Origin of the sequence: Peterkaempfera griseoplana (genome assembly GCF_001418575.1) — a bacterium.
In the GTDB taxonomy this organism is placed as follows: Bacteria; Actinomycetota; Actinomycetes; order Streptomycetales; family Streptomycetaceae; genus Peterkaempfera; species Peterkaempfera griseoplana.
In genome coordinates this window covers 21,831-42,713 of the sequence record NZ_LIQR01000186.1, presented here as the reverse complement: position 1 = coordinate 42,713, position 20,883 = coordinate 21,831, and the positions used below count along the sequence as shown (strand labels likewise).

General features: G+C 74.6%; 15 protein-coding genes. 6 read left to right on the top strand and 9 right to left on the bottom strand.

The window, feature by feature from the left end:
* Nucleotides 1-87: 87 nt before the first annotated feature.
* The 3 genes from AOK09_RS42100 to AOK09_RS14985 all read right to left on the bottom strand — a co-directional run bounded on the left by AOK09_RS42100 (nt 88) and on the right by AOK09_RS14985 (nt 4,165).
* On the bottom strand, nt 88-282 hold the full coding sequence (locus tag AOK09_RS42100) for a carbohydrate-binding protein (protein ID WP_322973176.1): 195 nt from the start codon (nt 280-282) through the stop codon (nt 88-90).
* An 88-nt stretch (nt 283-370) separates the two neighbouring features.
* The coding region (locus AOK09_RS14990; protein ID WP_407675401.1) for a glycoside hydrolase family 3 C-terminal domain-containing protein at nt 371-2,906 on the bottom strand (2,536 nt) is incomplete at its 3' end.
* Nucleotides 2,907-3,388: 482 nt separating this feature from the next.
* Complete coding sequence (locus tag AOK09_RS14985) at nt 3,389-4,165, bottom strand: SDR family NAD(P)-dependent oxidoreductase (RefSeq protein ID WP_055587682.1); 777 nt, start codon at nt 4,163-4,165, stop codon at nt 3,389-3,391.
* Nucleotides 4,166-4,384: 219 nt separating this feature from the next.
* On the opposite strand from AOK09_RS14985, the gene AOK09_RS14980 reads away from it, so the two are divergent.
* Complete coding sequence (locus tag AOK09_RS14980; protein ID WP_055587688.1) at nt 4,385-5,455, top strand: zinc-dependent alcohol dehydrogenase family protein; 1,071 nt, start codon at nt 4,385-4,387, stop codon at nt 5,453-5,455.
* Nucleotides 5,456-5,984: 529 nt separating this feature from the next.
* On the top strand, nt 5,985-6,764 hold the full coding sequence (locus tag AOK09_RS14975) for a tyrosine-protein phosphatase (protein ID WP_055587681.1): 780 nt from the start codon (nt 5,985-5,987) through the stop codon (nt 6,762-6,764).
* Nucleotides 6,765-6,821: 57 nt separating this feature from the next.
* On the opposite strand, the gene AOK09_RS14970 is transcribed toward AOK09_RS14975, so the two are convergent.
* The 3 genes from AOK09_RS14970 to AOK09_RS14960 all read right to left on the bottom strand — a co-directional run bounded on the left by AOK09_RS14970 (nt 6,822) and on the right by AOK09_RS14960 (nt 11,456).
* Entirely contained in the window at nt 6,822-9,284 is a 2,463-nt protein-coding gene (locus AOK09_RS14970; protein ID WP_063795955.1) for an ATP-binding SpoIIE family protein phosphatase, read from the bottom strand.
* Nucleotides 9,285-9,438: 154 nt separating this feature from the next.
* Nucleotides 9,439-10,194, bottom strand: coding sequence for a polysaccharide deacetylase family protein (locus AOK09_RS14965; protein WP_079063074.1), 756 nt, complete (start codon nt 10,192-10,194; stop codon nt 9,439-9,441).
* On the bottom strand, nt 10,191-11,456 hold the full coding sequence (locus tag AOK09_RS14960) for a glycosyltransferase (protein ID WP_157875902.1): 1,266 nt from the start codon (nt 11,454-11,456) through the stop codon (nt 10,191-10,193). Before AOK09_RS14960 ends, AOK09_RS14965 begins: the two co-directional genes overlap by 4 nt.
* Before the next feature lie 322 nt (nt 11,457-11,778).
* On the opposite strand from AOK09_RS14960, the gene AOK09_RS14955 reads away from it, so the two are divergent.
* Complete coding sequence (locus AOK09_RS14955; protein ID WP_265736724.1) at nt 11,779-12,171, top strand: BlaI/MecI/CopY family transcriptional regulator; 393 nt, start codon at nt 11,779-11,781, stop codon at nt 12,169-12,171.
* Between the two features lie 82 nt (nt 12,172-12,253).
* Here AOK09_RS14955 and AOK09_RS14950 read toward each other — a convergent pair whose 3' ends face one another.
* Nucleotides 12,254-14,713 carry a SpoIIE family protein phosphatase gene (locus AOK09_RS14950; protein WP_055587678.1) on the bottom strand — a complete coding sequence of 820 codons (2,460 nt, stop codon included), beginning with the start codon at nt 14,711-14,713 and terminating at the stop codon, nt 12,254-12,256.
* A 104-nt stretch (nt 14,714-14,817) separates the two neighbouring features.
* Nucleotides 14,818-15,711, bottom strand: a complete 894-nt coding sequence (locus AOK09_RS14945) for a helix-turn-helix domain-containing protein (RefSeq protein ID WP_055587677.1) — start codon at nt 15,709-15,711, stop codon at nt 14,818-14,820.
* A gap of 99 nt (nt 15,712-15,810) precedes the next feature.
* On the opposite strand from AOK09_RS14945, the gene AOK09_RS14940 reads away from it, so the two are divergent.
* Nucleotides 15,811-16,857, top strand: a complete 1,047-nt coding sequence (locus AOK09_RS14940) for an NAD(P)-dependent alcohol dehydrogenase (RefSeq protein WP_055587686.1) — start codon at nt 15,811-15,813, stop codon at nt 16,855-16,857.
* A gap of 124 nt (nt 16,858-16,981) precedes the next feature.
* Here the strand turns inward: AOK09_RS14940 and AOK09_RS14935 are convergent, their stop codons facing one another.
* Entirely contained in the window at nt 16,982-17,671 is a 690-nt protein-coding gene (locus AOK09_RS14935; protein WP_055587676.1) for a nucleotidyltransferase domain-containing protein, read from the bottom strand.
* 281 nt (nt 17,672-17,952) lie between these two features.
* Here AOK09_RS14935 and AOK09_RS14930 point away from each other — a divergent pair, with 281 nt between their 5' ends.
* Together AOK09_RS14930 and asnB are read left to right on the top strand one after the other, a co-directional pair.
* Entirely contained in the window at nt 17,953-18,714 is a 762-nt protein-coding gene (locus AOK09_RS14930; protein ID WP_055587675.1) for a pirin family protein, read from the top strand.
* A 294-nt stretch (nt 18,715-19,008) separates the two neighbouring features.
* Entirely contained in the window at nt 19,009-20,856 is a 1,848-nt protein-coding gene (gene asnB, locus AOK09_RS14925; RefSeq protein ID WP_055587674.1) for an asparagine synthase (glutamine-hydrolyzing), read from the top strand.
* The last annotated feature ends 27 nt before the right edge of the window (nt 20,857-20,883 follow it).

Here is a 20,883-nt window from a genome sequence, read left to right as displayed (position 1 = left end):
GGCCGGAACCTATCCCGCCCCCGCCGGACGGGGCAACCTCGGCCGCCCCGTCCGGCAGCGGTCCCGGCGGACCGGGCCGCCGGGCGGTCAGCTGAAGGAGAGCCCCGCCAGCCGCACCGCTCCGCTCACCCCGACCTCCAGGTCGGTGACCCCGGAGAGCAGCAGCTCGGCCTTGACCGTGGTGAAGTCGTAGGGACCGCCCGTCGCGTGCACGGCCAGCGAGGCGAGCACCGCCCCGTCCGGCAGCCGCAACTCCACGGCGCCGGGCCCGGTGGCGGACACCTCCGCGGCCACGGTGGTGGCGCCGTCGCCGAAGTCGCACCCGCGGAAGAGCAGCACCCCGCTGCCGCCCGCGTCCACCGCCACGGNNGGTCGACGATCCGGGTGCCGCGCTGCTCGTCGTAGTCGGCCGCGGCCAGGCCGCGCACCAGGACGTCGCGGGTGACGGGCGCCTCGGCGTCGACCGCCACCGTCGCCGTGCACCGGATGTCCGCGGCGGAGGCGCCCGCGAGCACGGTGTACCGGCCGGTGGCGACCGTCCAGCGGCCGCGGGCGACATCCCAGAACCCCAGCTCGGCAAGCGGGATCCCGAACTCCAGCCGCTGCCCGGCACCCGCCGCCAGGGTCACCCTGCGATGGGCGACCAGCTGCCGCAGCGGACGCGGCACCGTCCCGTCCTCGAAGCGGACATAGAGCTGGGCCACCTCGTCCGCGGTGCGGGCGCCGGTGTTGCGGACGGTGACGCCGACCCTCAGCAGGTCGCCGTCGCGCTCGGCCGACAGGCCGTCATATCCGAAGGAGCTGTACGACAGGCCGTGGCCGAAGGGGTAGAGGGGCTCGCCCTCGAAGTAGAGATAGGTCTGCCGGCCGCCGATCACGTCGTAGTCCAGCAGATCCGGCAGGTCGGCGTCGGCGGCGTACCAGGTCTGCGGCAGCCGGCCGGCGGGCGAGACGTCCCCGGCCAGCACCCGGGCGAGCGCGGTGCCCGCCGCCTGGCCGCCGTGGGCGGTCCACAGCAGGGCGGGCAGCTCCGCGGCGGCCTCCGCCACGGCGTACGGGTAGGACGAGACCAGCACCAGCGCCGTACGGGGATTGGCGGCGCGGGCCGCACGCCACAGCCGCTGCTGCTGCTCCGGCAGGGCGAGCGTGGTGCGGTCCTCGGTCTCCCGGCCGTTGATGTGCGGGTCGTTGCCCGCCACCACGACCACCACGTCGGCGGCCGCCGCAGCGGCGGCCACCGCCTCGGCACCGTGCCGCACCACGACCACCTCGAAGAGGTCACCCTGGTCGGCGACCTCGAGACCGTCGTCGCCGACCGCCACCGCGCGGCCGCTGCCCAGATGGCGGAGGAGCTGCCCGCCCGGCTGCTCCTCCAGCCGGAAGGTCTCCTGGACGACCCAGCCGCCGGGCTGGTCGGCGGAGGCGCGCAGCCGGCCGTCGTCGGCCACCGAGAGATAGCGGCCGTCGGCGGCGCGCAGGGTGAGCACCCCGCCGCCCCAGTCGACGAGCGCCAGCTCCGCGGGGTCGTCGCCGCAGGTCAGCGGCGGCAGGTCGGTACGGCCGGCGAGCAGCGCCGGGTCGAGTGAGCCCTCGGCGCCGCGTACCGCGTCCGCCCCGTCGGCGCCGTCCCCGGCGAGCGGCACCTGCACCCAGCCGGCCGCGGTCCGCAGCCGCACCAGGTCGGCGCCCTCGGCGAAGGAGACGTTCGCGGCGCCGAACCGCTCGCGCAGCCCGCCCAGCGGGGTGCTTCGGTGGATCAGGGTGCCGCTGTACCAGTCGAGTTTGCACTCGTCGGCGAGCAGGCCGACCACGGCGATCCTGGTGCCCTCGGCGAGCGGCAGCAGCCCGTCGTTCTTCAGCAGCACCACGGCCTGCTCGGCGGCCTCCAGGGCCAGTGCCCGGTGCTCGGGGGTGTCGAAGCGGTCCGCTGCGGCCCCGGGTGCCGGCCGGGGGTCGAACTCGCCCAGGGCGCAGCGCATGGCCAGCAGCCGGCGGACCGCCCGGTCGATGTGCCGCTCCTCGATCAGGCCCCGGTCGAGGGCGCCGCGCAGCCGGGCGACGATGGTGGAGGAGTCCTGGCCGTGGTCGGTGAAGCTGTCCACGCCGGCCCGCAGGGCGGCGGCGGTGGCCTCCTCGTGGGTGTCGTAGTAGTGCTCGGAGCCCACCAGGTTGCTCGGGGCGCCGGCGTCGGAGCAGACCACCAGGTCCTGCGCGGTCCAGCTGCGCAGGTGCTCCTCCAGGTGGGGGGAGAGGTGGTTGGGGCGCCCGTTGACCAGGTTGTAGGAGGGCATCACCCCGGCGACCGCCCCGGACTCCACGGCGGCGCGGAAGGCCCGCAGATCGTACTCGTGCAGCACCCGGGGCCGTACCGAGGAGGAGGAGGTGTCGCGGTCGGTCTCGTTGTTGTGGGCCAGCCAGTGCTTGAGCACGGGCGCGGTGCGCCAGAGCGAGGGGTGGTCGCCGCGCAGTCCGCGGGTGTAGGCGACGGCGATGGCCGAGGTCAGCGCCGGGTCCTCGGAGTAGCCCTCCTCGTTGCGCCCCCACAGCGGGTGGCGCAGCAGGTTGACGGTCGGCGCCCAGACGTTCAGCCCGACCCTGGGGTCGCGGGCGTGCATGGCCCGGATCTCGGCGCCCACCGCGTCGCCGACCCGGCGCACCAGTTCCTCGTTCCAGGTGGCGCCGAGTCCCACGGCCTGGGGGAAGACGGTGGCCGGTCCCATCCAGGCGACCCCGTGCAGCGCCTCCTGCCCGGTCCGGAAGGCGCCGACGCCCAGCCGCTCGACCGCCGGAGCGAACTGGTGCAGCATCGCGACCCGCTCTTCGAGGGTGAGACGTGAGAGCAGGTCGTCGACGCGCTGGTCGACCGGCAGCTGCGGGTCACGGAAGGGCAGGTGCGTGTCGATCACTTTCGATCCCCTCAGGGCCGGGCAATTGAGCTTCTAAGCGCTTCGAAGCGCTTCGATGCTGATCGTCTCCATCGGCGGTGTCAAGGGACGGGGCTGAAGTTGACGCCAAATGGCCGGTCTGAACTGCTGTGTTCAACGGCGGTCGCGGTTCCCCGGGGTTGCGGGGCTTTGCTGTGCCTCGCCGCATTCGGGCGGGTTGTGGTGATCAGCCGTCGAAGCGTATCGACGTGTGCGGGAGATCCGCCGCCGTCCCTCAGTGGGTGTGGCCGTGCGCCGCCGTGGGTGCACGGCGAAACGGGCAGGGCGGAACGGGCGGGGCGGAACGGGCGGCCGGACCGGAGGACGTCCTCACGCGCCGCCGAGGGCGGACCGGGCAACGCCGCGGGCGCGCCGCGGACCGGGCAGGCGACGGCCCGGGGCAGCGGCACCGGGCGCCGCGGGCCCCGGGGCGCGGCGCAGGCCGGAGCCGCGGTGGTGACGGGTCAGACGGCGGGCAGGGCGACGCCCGTGATTCGCGCGAGGACGGCCAGCAGCCGCTCCTGCTCCGCCTCGTCATAGGCGGCCGGATTGGCCCTGAGGGACCGCCGGTGCTTGAGGTACCGGCCGCCCGCCTTCGCCTCCGGGTCCGCGCCCGTGGCCAGCCAGACCTGGGTGTCGGCCCCCTGCGGCAGCTCGTCGGTGGCGCCGGGGCCGCCCATCCGGGTCCTCACCCAGCCGGGGTCGACCGCGTCGGTGGGTACGTCCGGCCACCGCCGCGCCACGGCGAAGGCGAGCAGCACGTCGTGCAGCTTGGAGTCCGAGTAGGCCTGCATGCCGTCCCACGCCCGGTGCTCGTACTGGAGGTCGTCCCAGCGCAGACGGCCCGCGGCCTCCAGCCCGGAGGTGAGGTACACCAGCCGGCCGGGCCTGGGCATCAGAGCCGTCAGAAGATAGGGGGCCACCACATTGACCTGGAAGAGCAGTTCCAGGCCGTCCGCGGTCACCGTACGGCGGGGTGCTCCCCCGCCCAGACCCGCGTTGTGGATCACGGTGTCGAAGGGGCCCGCCGCGGTGGCGGCCGCCGCGACGGCCCGGGTGCCGGCCAGTGAGGCGAGGTCGCCCACCACCACCGCGTCGGCGGCGGGCAGCGCACGCCGGACGTCTGCGGCCCTGGCGTCGTCGCGGGCGTGCACCACCACGCGGTGCCCGGCGGCGGCCAGCGTGCGGGCGGTCTCCAGACCGATGCCCTGGGTCGAACCGGTGACGAAGATGCTGCTCATGGTGGTCCCTCGCGCCTGACGAACGGGTGGGCGCAGCGGCTCCGCCCCGCCGGGGCAGGTGGTGGGAGCGCTCTCCGGCCGAGAGCCTGGCACCCGGTGCCGCCGCCCGTCAACCGGCCCCTGCTGCTCGCCCTCCGGTGGCCCCGGCCGCTCGCCGCCCGGGTGCCGCCCGGTGAGATGCTGCCGTCCGCGGGGTCCGACTGCGGAGGAGGGCGCTGGATGCGCGCAGTGGTGTTCGACGAGTTCCAGGGGAAGCCGGAGGTCCGCGATGTCGCTGCCCCGGAACCCACCCCGGGCGGGGTGGTGGTGCGGGTGGCCGCGACCGGGCTGTGCCGCAGCGACTGGCACGGCTGGATGGGCCACGACCAGGGAATCGCGCTGCCGCATGTCCCCGGCCATGAACTGGCCGGCACTGTCGAGGCGGTGGGCCCGCAGGTCGCCGGATGGCGGCCCGGGGACCGGGTCACCGTGCCGTTCGTCTGCGCCTGCGGACGCTGCGCGTCCTGCACGGCCGGCGACCACCAGGTGTGCGAGCGGCAGACCCAGCCGGGCTTCACCCACTGGGGATCCTTCGCCGAGTACACACTGGTCGAGAACGCGGACGTCAACCTGGTCGCGCTGCCTCCCGAACTGTCCTTCGCCACCGCCGCCGGGCTCGGCTGCCGGTTCGCGACCGCCTTCCGCGCCGTGGTGGGGCAGGGCAGGGTCCGCCCCGGCGAGTGGGTGGCCGTGCACGGCTGCGGAGGCGTGGGACTCTCCGCGGTGATGATCGCGGCCGCCGCCGGAGCGCGCGTGGTGGCGGTGGACGTCTCCCCGGCCGCCCTCGACCTGGCCCGGGAGTTCGGCGCCGCGGTCTGCGTCGACGCCGCCGTGGCGCCGGGCGGGACCGCGCAGGCCGTCCGGGAGGCCACCGGCGGCGGGGCGCAGCTCTCGCTGGACGCGCTGGGCAGCCCGCAGACCTGCGCGGCGTCCGTACTGGGCCTGGCACGGCGCGGCCGGCATGTCCAGGTGGGGCTGCTGCCGTCGGCGGACGGGATGACCGCGGTGCCCATGGAACGGGTGGTGGCCTGGGAGCTGGAGGTGCTGGGCAGCCATGGCATGGCGGCTCATGACTACCCGCCGATGATGCGGATGATCGCCGCCGGCGCGTTGCGCCCCGACCGGCTGCTCACCCGCACCATCCGCCTGGACGACGCCCCGGAGGCGCTGACGGCCATGGGCGCGGCCCCCGGAGCCGGTGTCACCGTGATCGCCCCGCACGGGCCTGACGAGGCCGCCTCCTGCGGCTGACCCCCGGCCGTGGCCCGGCCGCCCGCGCCCGCGGTACGGGCCGGGCGGCCGATCGGCCCGTACCGCGGGCCGGTCAGCAGAGCCGCCCGCACCACCGCTGGTGGTGCGGCTCCCACGGCGCGGCGTCGAGCAGCCGTACCAGCGCTGGGAATGCGGCCAGGAACCGCTCCTGGCGACTGACTGACGCCTCGTCAACAGCCGGCAACGTACGCCGCCGCGCACGCGCGGGCCATGGCTGCACGGACGGCGCCCCGGCCCCGGTCCGTCAGCAACCCCCGGAGCAGCGGACGCCCGCCGCACCCGAACCCGGCCCCCGAGTGACGGTGGCCACTGCGCGGGCCGCCGCGGATCGATACGGTGCAACCGGCGTCCCAGGGCGCCGGTCCGGGAGTGGTGGCACGGCGTCCGCGTCGAAGCGGCACCACCTATCCGGGTGAGACGCGGACTGTGGGCCCTCCTGCTGCCACCGCCCGCCGGCCCTGCTCGCCGACGGTGGACGTCCTGGAGGGATCTCCTGCCTGGAGGGCAGATGGCAGCAGTGGAGAACGGGTCGGGGGCGGACGCGCCCCGCTGGGTGGAGTTCGCCGAGATCGACAACGTCCGCGACCTGGGAGGCCTCCCCGTACGCGGCGGCGGCACCACCCGGCGCGGCGTCGTCTACCGGGCGAGCACCCCGCAGCAGGCCACCGCCGCCGATGTGGAGGTGCTGGTCGACGGGTTGCGGCTGCGGACCGTGATCGATCTGCGGAGCCGCCAGGAGTCGGCCGTCGAAGGGCACGGGCTGCTGGCGTCCGCCGCCGTCCACCGGGTCAACCTGCCCGTCCGCACCCCGCGGCCGCAGAGCGCCGACGCGGTGCCGCAGCGGTCCGGCGGCGACCTCGTCGACTTCTACCGGGCGCTGCTGGCCGGCAGCGGCGAGACGCTGACCGGTGCCGCGCGGATCGTCGCCGACGGCGAGCGGCACGCGGTGGTCTTCCACTGCGCCGTCGGCAAGGACCGCACCGGTGTGCTGGCGGCCCTGCTGCTGGACGCGGTGGGGGTGCCCGCCGACGCCGTCGCCGCCGACTACGCCCTCACCGCACAGCGGGTGGCGCGGATCCGGGCCCGGCTGGCGACGCTGCCCTCGTACCGGCAGCTCACCGCGTCCGGACGGCGCTACCTGGTCGCCGACGCCGAGGTGATGCTCCGTTTCCTGGAGATCCTGCACAGCGACTTCGGCGGTGGCGCGGAGTGGCTGCTGCGGCACGGCCTCACCCCCGCCGAACTCGACGGGCTGACGGCCGCCCTGGTCCTGCCCGCCGGCGGCTGACACAGCGGCGCCCGCGCCCGCCGCCCCCCGGTCAGGTGCCGCCGGGGAGCGGCGCGGTCAGGACTCCGCGGGCAGGGGCAGTTCCGCCCAGATGGACTTGCCCCGGGCGTGGTAGCGGGTGCCCCACAGTTCCGCCAGCTGGGTGACCAGGAAGAGCCCCCGTCCGCCCTCGTCCGTCTTCAGGGCGCGCCGTACGTGCGGCGAGGTGCTGCTGCCGTCGGTCACCTCGCAGATCAGCCGGCGGTCGAGGATCAGCCGCAGCCGGATCGGCGGGCTGCCGTAGCGGACGGCATTGGTGACCAGCTCACTGACCAGCAGCTGGGCGGTGTACTCCAGCTCCTCCAGGCCCCACTCGGACAGCTTGCCGCCCGTCAGGGTCCGGGCCCGCCCCACCGCCTCCGGTTCGGCCGGTACGTCCCAGGTGGCATGGCGGTCCGCCTGCGGCCCGCGGGACCGGGTGACCAGCAGCGCCACATCGCCCACCCGGTGCTGCGGCAGCAGGCGCCGCAGCAGGGCGTCGCAGACCCTGTCGAGCTGGTCCGTCCGGCCCGTCTCCCGCGCGGTGGACGCCGGTACGCGGGCGTCGCGGAGGGCCCCGCGGAGCCGGTCCGCGCCGTCACCGTCCGGCCGGCCGTCCCCGGTCGCCAGCAGCCCCGCCGAGTGCAGCACCAGCAGGTCACCCTGCGACAGGGTCATCTCGCAGCTCTCGTAGGGGGCCCCGTCGACCCCCAGCGGGGCGCCCGCTGCGAGGCGGGGGTACTCCACACCGCCGGCCGTCACCAGCGCCGGCCACGGGTGTCCGGCGCTCGCCAGCGCGCACTGCTGCGAGATGGGGTCGAAGACCGCGTACATGCAGGTGGTCTCCCCGCTCCCGGCGGCCGGGCCGAGGCCGTGCCCGTCCCCGGCGCGCTTCACCAGGTCGCTCAGATGGGTGAGCAGTTCGTCGGGTGCCATGTCGAGGTCGGAGAAGGTGCGCACCGCGGTGCGCAGCCGCCCCATCGCCACCGCCGCGTGGACCCCCTCGCCGGCGGTGTCCCCGACGACCAGGGCGACCCGGGCGCAGGACAGCGGGATGAGGTCGAACCAGGCGCCGCCCAGGACGGCGGGGCCCCCGGGCGGCAGATAGCGCGACGCCGCGTCCAGGGTCCGCAGCGCCGGCAGCCGCTGCAACTGCAGGCTCCGCTGCAGGGCCAGCGCGGTGGTCCGCTCCCGGGTGTAGCGCGAGGCGTTGTCGATGCAGACGGCGGCGCGTGCCACGACCTCCTGGGCCAGCAGCACGTCGTCGGGCTCGAAGTTGCGGGTGCGCCGGAACCTGAAGAACATGGCCGTGCCCAGGGCCGCCCCCCGCGCGTGCATCGGCACCAGGATCAGGGAGTGGACGCCGTGGCTGCGCAGCGCCGCCCCCCGCTCGTCGGACGGCGGGTACCTGGTGGCGAGGGTCTCCCCGCTCAGCAGCCGGGGCTTGCCGTCGACCAGGGCCCGCAGCGTGGGGGAGCCCGGCCGGGAGGCCAGGAGGTCGATCTCGCCGAGGGCGACCAGCCGTGTCTCCGGCCCGCTGTCGACCATCGACTCCGCCGCCCGCCGCAGCGGCGTCGCCGCGGGCGGCGGACCGGTGACCGGCTCCCCGCCGCTGAACACCGCGTCCAGCAGGTTCACATAGGCGTAGTCGGCGAACCGCGGCACGGCGAAGTCGGCGAGTTCCTGTGCGGTGCGCAGGACGTCGAGGGTGCTGCCGATGCAGACGCTGGCGTCGTTGACCAGGGCCAGCCGCCCCCGCGCCCGGGCCTCCTCGGTGACGTCGGCGACCAGATGCGCCAGCGCCACGATCTCCCCGGCGCTGCTGCGCAGCGGCAGGATGCTCTCCGACCAGACCGTCTCCAGCTGCGGGTCCGCCGGATCGCGGCCGTGCACCTCCGCGCCGATCTGTGCGACGCCGGTGGCCAGCACCCGCCGCTGGCGCTCCTCCAGCGCGTCCAGGTCCAGCAGGCCGGGGGGCGCCGCCTCCCGCATGGTGCGCCCCACGGTCTCCTCGGCGAACCCCTGGGCGCGGCGCTGCGAGTCGTTCTGCGCCAGCAGCCGCAGCTCCGAGTCGAAGACGTCGATGATGAAGGGCGACTCCGTGAACAGGCCCCGCAGCAACGAGCGGCGCAGATCCGCCCGGCGGACCGCCGCCGCCTCGGCCGCCTGGAGCAGCCACTGCGGCTCCCCGGCCGGGGAGGTCATGAGGTGCACCCACAGCACCGCCTCGACCTCGCCGCCGTCCCGGTGGCGCAGGGTCACCGGCCCCAGCAGGTTCGACCGGGCGCTGCGGCCGCGCCGCACCAGCCCTGCCGCGTCCGACGGGCGGTACAGCAGCCAGGCCGCTCCGCGCCCCCGGACCTCGTCCGCCGGGTAGCCGAGCAGCCGCTGTGCACCGACGCTCCAGCCCGCCAGCGCACCGTGCCCGTCGACGACGGCGAAGGCATCGCCGCTCGGCTCGGGAAGGCCACCGGCGGTTTCGGGGACCACGGTGTCGCCCATGCCCATATGTCACACCCATTCGGGGCCCCGCACCACTCGGCTGCAGCCCCGTGGGAGGCGCACCGCCCCGGTGGCGCGGCCGCCGCCGGGGCGGTGCGCCCGGACCTCCGGGGGCCGTCCCCGGCGGGCCGCCGTCCGAGGCCGGGAGCGCCGGTCAGGCCAGGCTCGGCAGCGCCGGGACGCCGTGGTCGCGCAGCGGGCCGACCTCCCACCCCCGCTGCTCGCACAGGTCCAGGATGCCCGGCAGTGCGCCCAGTGCCGACTGCCAGGCGGCGGGTGCGGAGGTGCAGTCGGAGTCGTGCAGCAGGACGGTGCCGCCGCCGCGCAGATCCCGGGTGACGGTGCCGTACACCGACACGGGGGTGGCCCGGCTGGTCCAGTCCTCGCCCCAGCTGGTCCACAGCACCGGGGTGAGCCCCAGGCGCCGGGCGGAGAGGTGCGCGGCCGTGCTCATCACCCCGTACGGGGGACGGAAGAGCCTGGGCACCGTGCCGGTGGTCTCCGCCACCGCGTCCCGGGCCCTGGCCAGGTCGTGGTAAGTGGCGCGGGGGCTGCGCAGCAGCAGGGGGCGGTGTGCCCAGCCGTGGATGCCGATCTCGTGCCCGGCGGCGCTGATCTCCCTGGCCAGTTCGGGGACGAGGGTGAGCATCGAGCCGAGCATGAAGAAGGTCGCCCGGATCCCGCGCTTCTCCAGCAGTTCCAGGAAACGCGGGGTGGAGATCGGGTCGGGGCCGTCGTCGAAGGTCAGCGCGACATGGCCGGGGCGTCCGACACCTGCGAGACCGGGCATCCACCGGTTGCGCAGCGGCCCGAGGGTGGAGACGGCGGGGACGGCCTGCACGGCCAGTGCGGCTGCGGCGGCCGCCGCCGCTGCGGTGAAGACGGTGCGGTGCGGGGTGACCGCGGTCATCGGTGACCTCCCTGGGCCAGGTCGGTGAGGGCGCCGGGCGGCGCGGTGCGATGGGTGGGGGCCTGGGCGTCCCTCGGTGCTGGGATCCATGGTGCCGCCGGGACCGGCGCCGGGGCGGCAGCGCGGACGACGGCGTGGGCGGGGCCGCCCGGAGAGGCGAACAGCGCCCGTCCGGCGGCGCGCTGGCTGCGGCCGCGCGGTCCGTCCGGCAGTTCGGCGAGCACCGCCGCCAGCTGCCCGGGCTCGCGGATCCACACGGCCAGCCCGGCCTCGTCCAGGGCGGCGGCGTTGGTCCGGCCGTGACCGGGGAGGCAGCGGTAGCTGGCCACCGGCAGGCCGCTGGCGAAGGCCTCCAGCGAGGTGAGGCCGCCCGCGTTCTGCACCAGGACGTCGGCGGCCTGCATCAGCTCCGGCATGTCGGCCACCCATCCGTGCACATGCCGGAAGCCCTGGGCTGACAGGCGCCGGCGCAGGGCCTCGTTGCGGCCGCACACCACGACCGGCAGGGCGGCACCGGACCGCAGGACCTCGGCGGCGACCCTGGCCACCTCGCCCACGCCCCAGGAACCGGCGACCAGCAGCGCCAGCCGCCCGGTGGCGGGCAGGCCGAACCTGGCGCGCGCCGCCCGGCGGGCGTCGGCCGCGGCGGGGCGGAAGCGTTCGTCGACCAGCGGCCCGGTGACCAGGGTCCCGGCCGCGCCGAGCGCGGTCGCCTCGGCGGCGGGCAGCGGATGGGCGGCCAGATGGACGTCCACACCGGGCGCCACCCACAGCGGATGGACGGAGAAGTCCGTCAGATAGGTGATCGCCGGTACGGAGAGCCGGCCGCTGCGCCGCAGGGCGCCGAGCGTCTGGCTCGCCAGCGGGTAGGTGGAGACCACCGCCCGGGTGTCGCTCGGCAGCCGGTGCAGCAGTCGGGTCTGTGCCCGGCCGAGCAGGGCCCGCTGGAGGGCGCCGGGCCGGCCGGTGCGTCCGGTGGTGTCGTGGATGCGCTGGTACAGCGAGGGCACCAGGGCCAGCATCCGGTGGTAGGAGGAGCAGAGCAGCCGGCCGGTGCCCGCGGGGAGCAGGTCCAGGAAGTCCCATCGCTCCACCTGTCCGCCGAGCGCGGTCAGGCGGCGGCCGAGCTGGTCGGCGGCTCCGTCGTGGCCGGCTCCCACGCCGGCGGAGACGATCACCACGCGGCCCGGAGCGGGCTGCCCGGGAGTGCCGGAGTGGTGGGCTGCGGTGTCCGCACCCACCGGACTGGCTATGTACGACACGGCCGAGCAGCCTCCTGTGGCGAGGGGTGGAAGGAACCGTCCCGGTGCGGCGTCCCGGCCCGGCAGAGGGCAGGCGGGCGCGCCCGACCAGCGGGTGCCGGGGTGTGTGCCCGGCCCGGGCGGGCCAAACTCTACAACGTGTAGTAGCAAGCCGGACCCCACCCCCGGCATGGCCCGCGCGGCCCCGCGAGGACGGGCCGGTGAACGGCCGTAGTACGTTGGATGTCCCCCCGCAGGCCCACCCCGGTACGGGTGTGCCCCACGAGGGAACGCGGCGCCCGCCCGGAGCGGCGGGGCCATGAGGACCAGGAGGAGGTGCGAGGTGCCGGACGGGCACGGCCGGCAGCCCGGCAGAGCGGGCCGCAAGGCGGCGGGCGAGTTGGAGGCCCAGGTCATGGCCGTGCTGTGGGCGGCCCGAGCGCCCCTGACCGCGGCTCAGGTGGGGGAGCGGCTGCCCGGGGAGCTGGCCTACACGACGGTGCTGACCATCATGTCCCGCCTGTACGCCAAGGGCCGGCTGACCCGGCGTCGCGAGGGGCGCGGCTACACCTGGGAGCCGGTGCGGGACGAGGCCGCGGACACGGCGGGCCGGATGTTCTCGCTGCTGGAGCGCGGCTCCGACCGCCAGGCGGTGCTGGCGCGCTTCGTCTCCGAGCTGACCGACGAGGACGAACGGCTGCTGCAGCGGCTGCTGCAGACCGGCGAGGAGCGCTGAACCGGGCCGCCTCCGTACGCCGGGGCCCCGGCCGCCGGGGCTGCGGCGCCGTACGCCGGGCCCGGATGACCGTGCGACGGGCTCAGGCGAGCGGGGTCAGCGGCACCTCGGCCCAGATCGTCTTGCCGGTCCCCGAGTAGCGGGTGCCCCAGCGCTGGGTCAGCTGCGCGATCAGGAAGAGACCGCGTCCCCCCTCGTCGTCGAGACGGGCCCGCCGCAGATGCGGCGAGGTGCTGCTGCCGTCGGAGACCTCGCAGATCAGCGCGGAGTCACGGATCAGCCGCAGCCGGATCGGCGGGCGTCCGTAGCGGACCGCGTTGGTGACCAGCTCACTGACCACCAGTTCGGCGGTGAACAGGATGTCGGTCAGGCCCCAGTCGGCCAGCTTGTCGGTGGCCAGCGTCCGGGCATCCAGCACCATCGCGGGATCGGACGGCAGGTCCCAGGCGGCGACCCGGTCCGCACCGAGCACCCGGGTGCGGGCGATCAGCAGCGAGACGTCGTCCGGCGGCCGGAACGGCAGCAGCTCCGAGAACACCTGGTCGCAGATCTCCTCCAGGGGACGCTCCGGACGGGCCAGGATCCGCCGCAGCTCCCCGAGTCCCCTGTCGATGTCCCGGTCCCTGGCCAGCAGCAGGCCGTTGGTGTACAGCGCCAGCAGGCTGCGGTCGGGCAGCTCCAGCTCCGTGGTCTCGAAGGGCACCCCGCCCAGGCCCAGCGGCGGGCCGGGCGCCAGGTCGGGGAAGCGGACCTCGCCGTCGGGGTGCACCACCGCGGGCGGGTAGTGCCCGGCGCTGGCCAGGGTGCAGCGCCGGTCGGCGGGGTCGTACACCGCGAACAGGCAGGTGGCACCGGTCACCGGGCCCTCGCTGAGGCCTGCGGGCAGGGCCTCGTCCTCCTCCTCGGTGAGGCGGGAGACCAGATCGTCCAGATGGGTGAGCAGCTCGTCGGGAGCCAGGTCCAGATCGGCCAGGGTGTGCACCGCGGTACGCAGCCGCCCCATGGTGGCGGCGGCCTGGAAGCCGTGTCCGGGGACGTCGCCCACCACCAGCGCCACCCGGGCACCCGACAGCGGGATCACATCCAGCCAGTCGCCGCCCACCTCGGACCTCTCCCCGGCGGGCTGGTACCGGCCGGCGGTCTCCAGGGCGGTCAGCGGGGGAGAGGAGCTGGGCAGCATCCGGCGCTGCAGAGCCAGTGTGGCGCGGTGCTCCCGGGTGTAGCGACGGGCGTTGTCGATGCAGACCGAGGCCCGTGCGGCAAGTTCGGCGATCAGGCTGAGGTCCTCGTCGTCGAACGGGGACGGCTTGCGCCACCGGTAGAAGGTGGCCACCCCCATCAGCACGTCACGCGCGGTCAGCGGAACGGCGATCAGGGAGTGCACACCCGCCTCGGCCATCGCCTCGGCCCGCCGGGGGTCGTCGAGCTGCCAGTCCTGCGGCTCCTCCGACAGCGCGACCAGCCGCGCCTGAAGGTCCGTCATACAGCGTGCCTGCGGGGAGAACCGCGAGAAGCGGGCCGGTTCGCCGATCTCGCACACCGCCCGGGACGGGCCCTTCCAGTCGGAGCGGTAGCCGCAGCGGCGGAGCGTCACGTCCTCGCCCACCGGACCGGGCGAGGGCGCCTCGCCCTGCAGCACCGAGTCCAGCAGATCGACGGTCACCGTGTCGGCGAGCGCCGGGGCCGCCACGTCGGCGAGTTCCTGCGCCGTCCGCCCCACGTCGAGGGTGGTGCCGATGCGCAGACTGGCCTCGTTGATCAGCGCCACCCGCGCCAGGGTCCGCTGGCGGTCGGTGACGTCCACCACCAGATGGCAGACCCCGATGACGCCGCCGTGGGAGTCCGTCAGCCGGAAGAGGCTGGTCGACCAGGTGGTCTCCTGGTCGGGGAAGGCCGGGGTGCGGCCCCGGTGGACGATGTCCAGCTGCGGGACCCCCGTCTCCAGCACCTCCCGCATCGCCGTCTCCACCGCGAGGGAGTCGACCTCCGGCAGCGACTCGCCGAGCCTTCTGCCGAGGCCTTCGCCGTCGGGGACCCCCGTCATCTGCTCCAGCGCCGGATTGCGGCGGATGCAGCGCAGTCTGAGGTCGGAGACCATCAGCCCCACCGGGGAGTCGGTGAACAGCGCCGTCAGGACGGCCTGCTCCTCCTCCCGGCGCCGGGCCTCCGCCGCCGGGGCGGCCAGCAGCACCCAGCTCGGTACCGGCTCGGGGCCGATCGAGGGGAACGCCCGCACGGTCACGGTGAGCAGCCGGCCGTCCCCCCTGCGGACCAGCAGGGCCCGCTGCCAGGGCTGCCCGGACGCCAGCAGCTGCGCCACCATCGCCTCGGTACGGCCCCGTCCCGCCCCGGCCAGCAGCGAGGTCACCGGGCGGCCCAGCACCGCCGAGGCCGGGCGGTCCACCAGCTGCTCCGCCGCCGTGCTCCAGCGGACGACGGTGCCCTGGGCGTCCAGCATCGCGGTGGCGGCCTGCGCACCCTGGAACGGGTCGGGCGACGGGCCGCCCGCGGGGCCGCCGACGCCGCCGAGCTCTCTGTCCATAGCCGTCCAGACGTTTCTGGCGCTTCGCCACCGGGTCTCTCCCTCAGCACCCTAGTTGCGCGGCCGGAGATCCGCGCCACGGCGGAGGGCGCCCGGGGGTCCGCTCAGCCGTCGCCGCCGCGCCCGGTGCCGTGCCCGGCCGCCTCGGACCTCCCCGGGGGCTGCTCCGCGGTCCAGCTCGCCAGCAGCCGCAGACCCTCGGCGGAGGGGGTGCCCGGCTCGGCGTGGTAGGTCATCAGCAGCTGGTCGGTGTCGATCGGCAGCACCAGGGTCTCGTACGCCAGGGTGAGACGCCCCACCACGGGGTGGTGCAGGTGCTTCACACACGGTCCGCGGTCCCGTACGTCGTGCGCCGCCCACCAGCACCGGAACTCCTCGCTCTTCACCGACAGCTCCCCGATCAGCGAGGCCAGGCGGGGGTCGTCCGGGTAGCGTCCGGCGTCCATCCGCAGTCCGGCCACCACGTCGCGGGCCTTGCTCTCCCAGTCGTCGTACAGCTCCCGGGAGGCCGGTTCCATGAAGGTCAGCCATGCCATGTTGCGCTGGTCCGGCGGCAGCGCCGCGAAGTCCCCGAAGAGCGCGCACGCCATCCGGTTCCAGGCGATGACGTCGCTGCGCCGGCCGATCACATAGGCGGGGATGCCCTCCATCGCGTCCAGCAGATGCTGCAGCGCCGGACGGACCCGCTGCGGCCGGCCCGCGGCACGGGTGCGGCGGGGACGGGGCTTGGCCAGGTGGTTGAGGTGCTCGCGCTCGGCGGGGTCGAGCCGCAGGGCGTCGGCGACCGCGTTGAGCACCGCGGCCGAGACGTTGCGGGCGTTGCCCTGCTCCAGACGGACGTAGTAGGCGACGCTCACCCCCGCGAGCTGGGCCAGCTCCTCGCGGCGCAGCCCCGGCACCCGCCGGCGGCTGCCGAAGTACGGCAGGCCGACATCCTCCGGCTGCAACCGGGCGCGGCGGGAACGGAGGAACTCGGTCAGGGTGGTGCGCTGGTCCATGAGGCGAGTATGAGGGTGTTCCTGCCAGTGGTACGAACAGCAGGCGTACGAACAGGAAGGTGCTGGCTGCGGTCCCGGCCTGCGCACAGGATGGAGGTCATGACTGTCACCACTGTTCCCGCCTACGCCGCCCCGGCCCCCAAGGCTCCGCTGGAGCGGACCGAGATTCCCCGTCGTGAGCTGCGTGAACACGATGTGCTGATCGACATCGCCTACTCCGGTATCTGCCACTCCGACATCCACCAGGTCAACGAGGAGTGGGGACCGGCCATCTTCCCCATGGTCCCCGGGCACGAGATCGCGGGCACGGTCTCCGCGGTCGGCTCCGCGGTCACCCGTCACCAGGTGGGCGACCGGGTGGGCGTCGGCTGCTTCGTGGACTCCTGCCGTGAGTGCGAGCAGTGTCTCGCCGGGACCGAGCAGTTCTGCACCAACGGCAACACCGGGACGTACAACGCGCGCGGCCGTGACGGTGAGCCCACCTACGGCGGCTACTCCACCAGGATCGTGGTGGACGAGCGCTATGTGCTGCGCATCCCCGAGGGCATCGGCCTCGACGTCGCCGCGCCGCTGCTCTGCGCGGGCATCACGACTTACTCCCCGCTGAACCGCTGGGGCGCCGGCCCCGGCCGGAAGGTCGCCGTCGTCGGTCTGGGCGGCCTCGGCCACATGGGCGTGCAGATCGCCCATGCGATGGGGGCGGAGGTGACCGTGCTCAGCCAGTCGCTGCGCAAGAAGGACGACGGGCTGGCGCTCGGTGCCGACCACTACTACGCCACCGGTGACCCCGGCACCTTCGAGCAGCTCGCCGGCTCCTTCGACCTGATCCTCAACACCGTCTCCGCGGACCTGGACTTCGGCGCCTACCTCGGCCTGCTGAAGGCCGGCGGCACCATGGTCCAGGTCGGCGCCCCGGGGCACCCCGTCCCGGTCCAGGTCTTCTCGCTGATCGGCGGCAACAAGGCGCTGGCCGGCTCGATGATCGGCGGCATCGCGGAGACCCAGCAGATGCTGGACTTCTGCGCCGAGCACGGCATCGGCGCGCAGATCGAGGTGATCAGCGCCGACCGGATCAACGAGGCCTACGAGCGGGTGCTCACCAGCGATGTGCGCTACCGCTTCGTCATCGACACCGGGACCATCTGATCCACCGGGCCGTGGCGGACGGGGGCAGCCCGTCCGCCACGCGCGCCCCTGCATGGGGACTACCGCCCGGCGGCTGACGGCGGAGCCCGGGCCGGGCAGCGCCGTCAGCCGCTCCCCGCACGGGTCAGGCCCCGATCGGTTCCCTGGTGTAGTGGAACGCCCGCACCCGCCGCAGCCAGGCCTCCACCGAGGCCTCGTCCGGGGACTGCGGCAGCACGCCCGGCCCGTCCAGCGCGGCCTGGGCCCGCGCGATGATGCGCTCACCCGCCGACGGGTCGTCGACCACCCGCTCGCCCAGCTCCCGGACCCGCTCCGGGTCGGCGAGCCGGATGGTCAGCCGCCCGGTGCGGTGCAGCTCCACGGCCTGCTCGGTCAGCCGCACCAGGTGTCTGGCGTGCTTGGCGCTGCGGCGGCGCGTCTCGTCGGAGAGCACGCCGTGGTCCCGGGAACGGAGCTTGCGGAACTGCTGCGTGGCATAGCCGAGATAGGCGTTCCGTACGGCGTGGGCGGAGAGCAGTGCGCCGCGCAGCCCTATCAGCTCGTCGCCGAGCGGCGTCCGCACCTCGTACAGCTCGCCGGGCAGCCACACCAGTTCCATCACGGTGGGATTGCCGGACAGGGCGAGCCGGCACCACTTGGCCGCCTCGTGGAGCGTCCGGTCCGGACGGGTGGACACCTGGGACTCCGCGGGGCGGTGCAGGCCGTGAAGGTCCTCCGTGGGCGCGGCAAACAGGCCGAGGCGGTCCACGTCGGAGCCCGCGTGGGCCAGCCCGTACGCGGTGGAGCCGACGATGCCGGAGAGCAGCAGGTGCACGGTGGGTCCTTCCCTGGACGGACCGCTCGAGTGTGCCGGAGTGCCGCCGTGCTCCGCACCGCATTTCCGGCCCGCCCGCCCGTGCCGCCCGGGGCCCGGGCGCGAACCGCGCCGGGCCCGTGTCCCGCGGTCCGGCGCGGGCGGGCGCTCGGGGGGAGCGGGGAGGCGGCCCGGCGGAGCCGATGGGGCGGCCCGGAATGAAACGGCGGGCAAAATTGTATAAGCTTCAACTAGTTCTCGCGGGGCCGCCGACGGCGACTCCCACGACCTCAGGAGAAGCCATGTCCTCTCTCGTCGACGTCCGCCGTGCGGGCGGGCGCTTCCACACCCGCGCCGGCTGGCTGGACTCCCACCACTCCTTCTCCTTCTCCCGGCACTGGGACCCCGAGAACACCCACTTCGGGCTGCTCCTGGTCTCCAACGACGACGTCGTCGCACCCGGCACCGGCTTCGACACGCACCCGCACCGCGACATGGAGATCGTCACCTGGGTGCTGGAGGGCAGCCTGGTCCACCAGGACTCCGAGGGGCACAACGGAGTGATCTACCCGGGCCTCGCCCAGCGGATGAGCGCCGGCGCGGGCATCCTGCACAGCGAGAAGAACGACTCCTGGACCCTCACCGGAGACCCCGAGCACCAGGTCCCCGTGCGCTTCATCCAGATGTGGACCATCCCCGACGAGGCGGGCATCCGCCCGGGCTACGAGCAGCTCGACATCAACGGCGAGCTCGACCGGGGCGGCTGGACCACTCTCGCCTCGGGCATGCCCCGGGATGCGTCGCGGCGCGCCATCGGCATCCGCCAGAAGCACGCCGCGCTGCATGTCGCGCGGGTGCGCCCCGGCGAGACCCTCGAGGTCGCCACCGCTCCCTTCGTCCACCTCTTCGTCGCCCGCGGCCAGGTGGAGCTGGAGGGCTCCGGAGTCCTCGCGCAGGGGGACGCGGCCCGGATCAGCCGCTCCGACGGCCGCCGGATGACGGGCGGGCCGGACGGCGCCGAGGTGCTGATGTGGGAGATGACCGCCACCGTGGCCACCCGCTGACCGCGCCGCGCCGACCGGTTGGGACCACCGGCGGCGGTCGGCGGCCGGATCCCGCGTCCCCCGTGCCGGGGGCCGCGGGATCCGGCGTACCCCGGTCGGCCCAGCGGGCAGCGGAGCGACGGCCGCCGCGAGCCCCGGGTGCGGCCGGCCCGGCGGCCAGGGGGCGGACTGCCGCGATCGCCGGGCAGCCGGCCGATCCAGGGGTGATTTGCGGGATTCATGACTTTTGCTGATGAATGCCTGGAGTTACGTTGAGCCGAGGGAGACAGGGCTCGACGATCAGGAGTGTCATCGATGTGCGGTATCGCCGGCTGGGTGTCCTACCGACGCGACCTGCGGCAGGAGAGGGCCACCGCTGAGGCGATGACCGCCACCATGGCCTGCCGCGGGCCGGACGCGGAAGGGCTCTGGCTGGACAGCCGCGCCGCCATGGGGCACCGCCGCCTGGCCATCATCGACCTCCCCGGGGGCGGCCAGCCCATGACGGAGCGCACCGCCGACGGAGAGGTGGTGCTGGTCTACTCCGGCGAGGTCTACAACTACGTGGAACTCCGTGACGAACTGCGTCGCAGAGGCCACCGCTTCCGCACCGACAGCGACACCGAGGTGGTGCTGCGCGGCTACCTGGAGTGGGGCGACCGGCTGCCCGAGCGGCTCAACGGCATGTACGCCTTCGCCGTCTGGGACACCCGCACCGAGCAGCTGGTGCTGATCCGCGACCGGATGGGCGTCAAGCCGCTCTACTACTTCCCCACCGCCGACGGTGTCCTCTTCGGCTCCGAACCCAAGGCGATCCTGGCGAACCCGGAGACACCCCGCGAGGTGGACCTGGAGGGACTGCGCGAGCTGTTCTCCATGGCCAAGACCCCGGGTCACGCCGTCTGGTCCGGCATGCACGAGGTCGAGCCCGGCACCGTGGTGACCTTCGACCGCGGCGGGAGGCACCCCCGCACCTACTGGCAGCTGCGGGCCCTGGAGCACACCGACACCCTGGAGGACACGGTCGCCCGGGTGCGGGAACTCCTGGAGGACATCACCCGCCGGCAGCTGGTCTCGGACGTACCGCGCTGCATCCTGCTCTCCGGCGGCCTGGACTCCAGCGCGGTCACCGCGCTCGCGGCCCGGCAACTGCGGGGCCGGGAGACCGTGCGCAGCTTCTCGGTGGACTTCGTCGGCCAGACCGAGAACTTCGTCCAGGACGAGCTGCGGGCCACCCCGGACACCCCCTTCGTCCACGAGGTGGCACGGCATGCGGCCACCGACCACCGCGACATCGTGCTGGACGCCAAGGAGCTGGCCGACCCGGCCGTACGGACCGCCGCCGTGCGGGCCAGGGATCTGCCGCTGGGCCTCGGCGACATGGACCAGTCGCTGCTGCTGCTCTTCCGGGCGATCCGCGAGCACTCCACGGTGGCACTGTCCGGAGAGTCCGCGGACGAGGTGTTCGGCGGCTACCCCTGGTTCCACGACCCCGCCGCTCGAGACGCGGGAACCTTCCCCTGGATGGCCAGTGCGCTGCGGCACGGCCTGAGCGGCACCACGGTGCTGGAACCCGGGCTGACCCGGCTGCTCGACGTACCCGGCTACCTCGACCGCCGCTACCAGGAGGCCCTCGCCAGGGTGCCGCGCCTGGACGGGGAGGACGGCATGGAACGCCGCATGCGCGAGGTCTGCCATCTGCACCTCACCGGCTTCGTCCGGATCCTGCTCGACCGCAAGGACCGGATGAGCATGGCCACCGGCCTCGAGGTGCGGGTCCCCTTCTGCGACCACCGCCTGGTGGAGTACGTCTTCAACACCCCCTGGTCGGCGAAGACCTTCGACGGCCGGGAGAAGAGCCTGCTGCGGCACGCCGTCCGGGACCTGCTGCCGGCCTCGGTCCTCCAGCGGGTGAAGAGCCCCTACCCCTCCACCCAGGACCCCGGCTACACCAAGGAGCTGCAGACCCAGATCCGGGAGCTGCTGACGGCCGGGCGCAGTCCCGCCCTGGAGCTGATGGACCGCGACCGGCTCCGGTCGATCGCGGACACCGAACAGCACCTGGTCGGCACCGCTGAACGCGCGGCACTGGAACGCGCCCTGGACCTGGCCGTCTGGTTCGAACTGGAACGCCCCCGGCTCAGGCTCGACTCCGGCGGCTGACGCGCCCTGCCCGCCTGCGCACCGTAC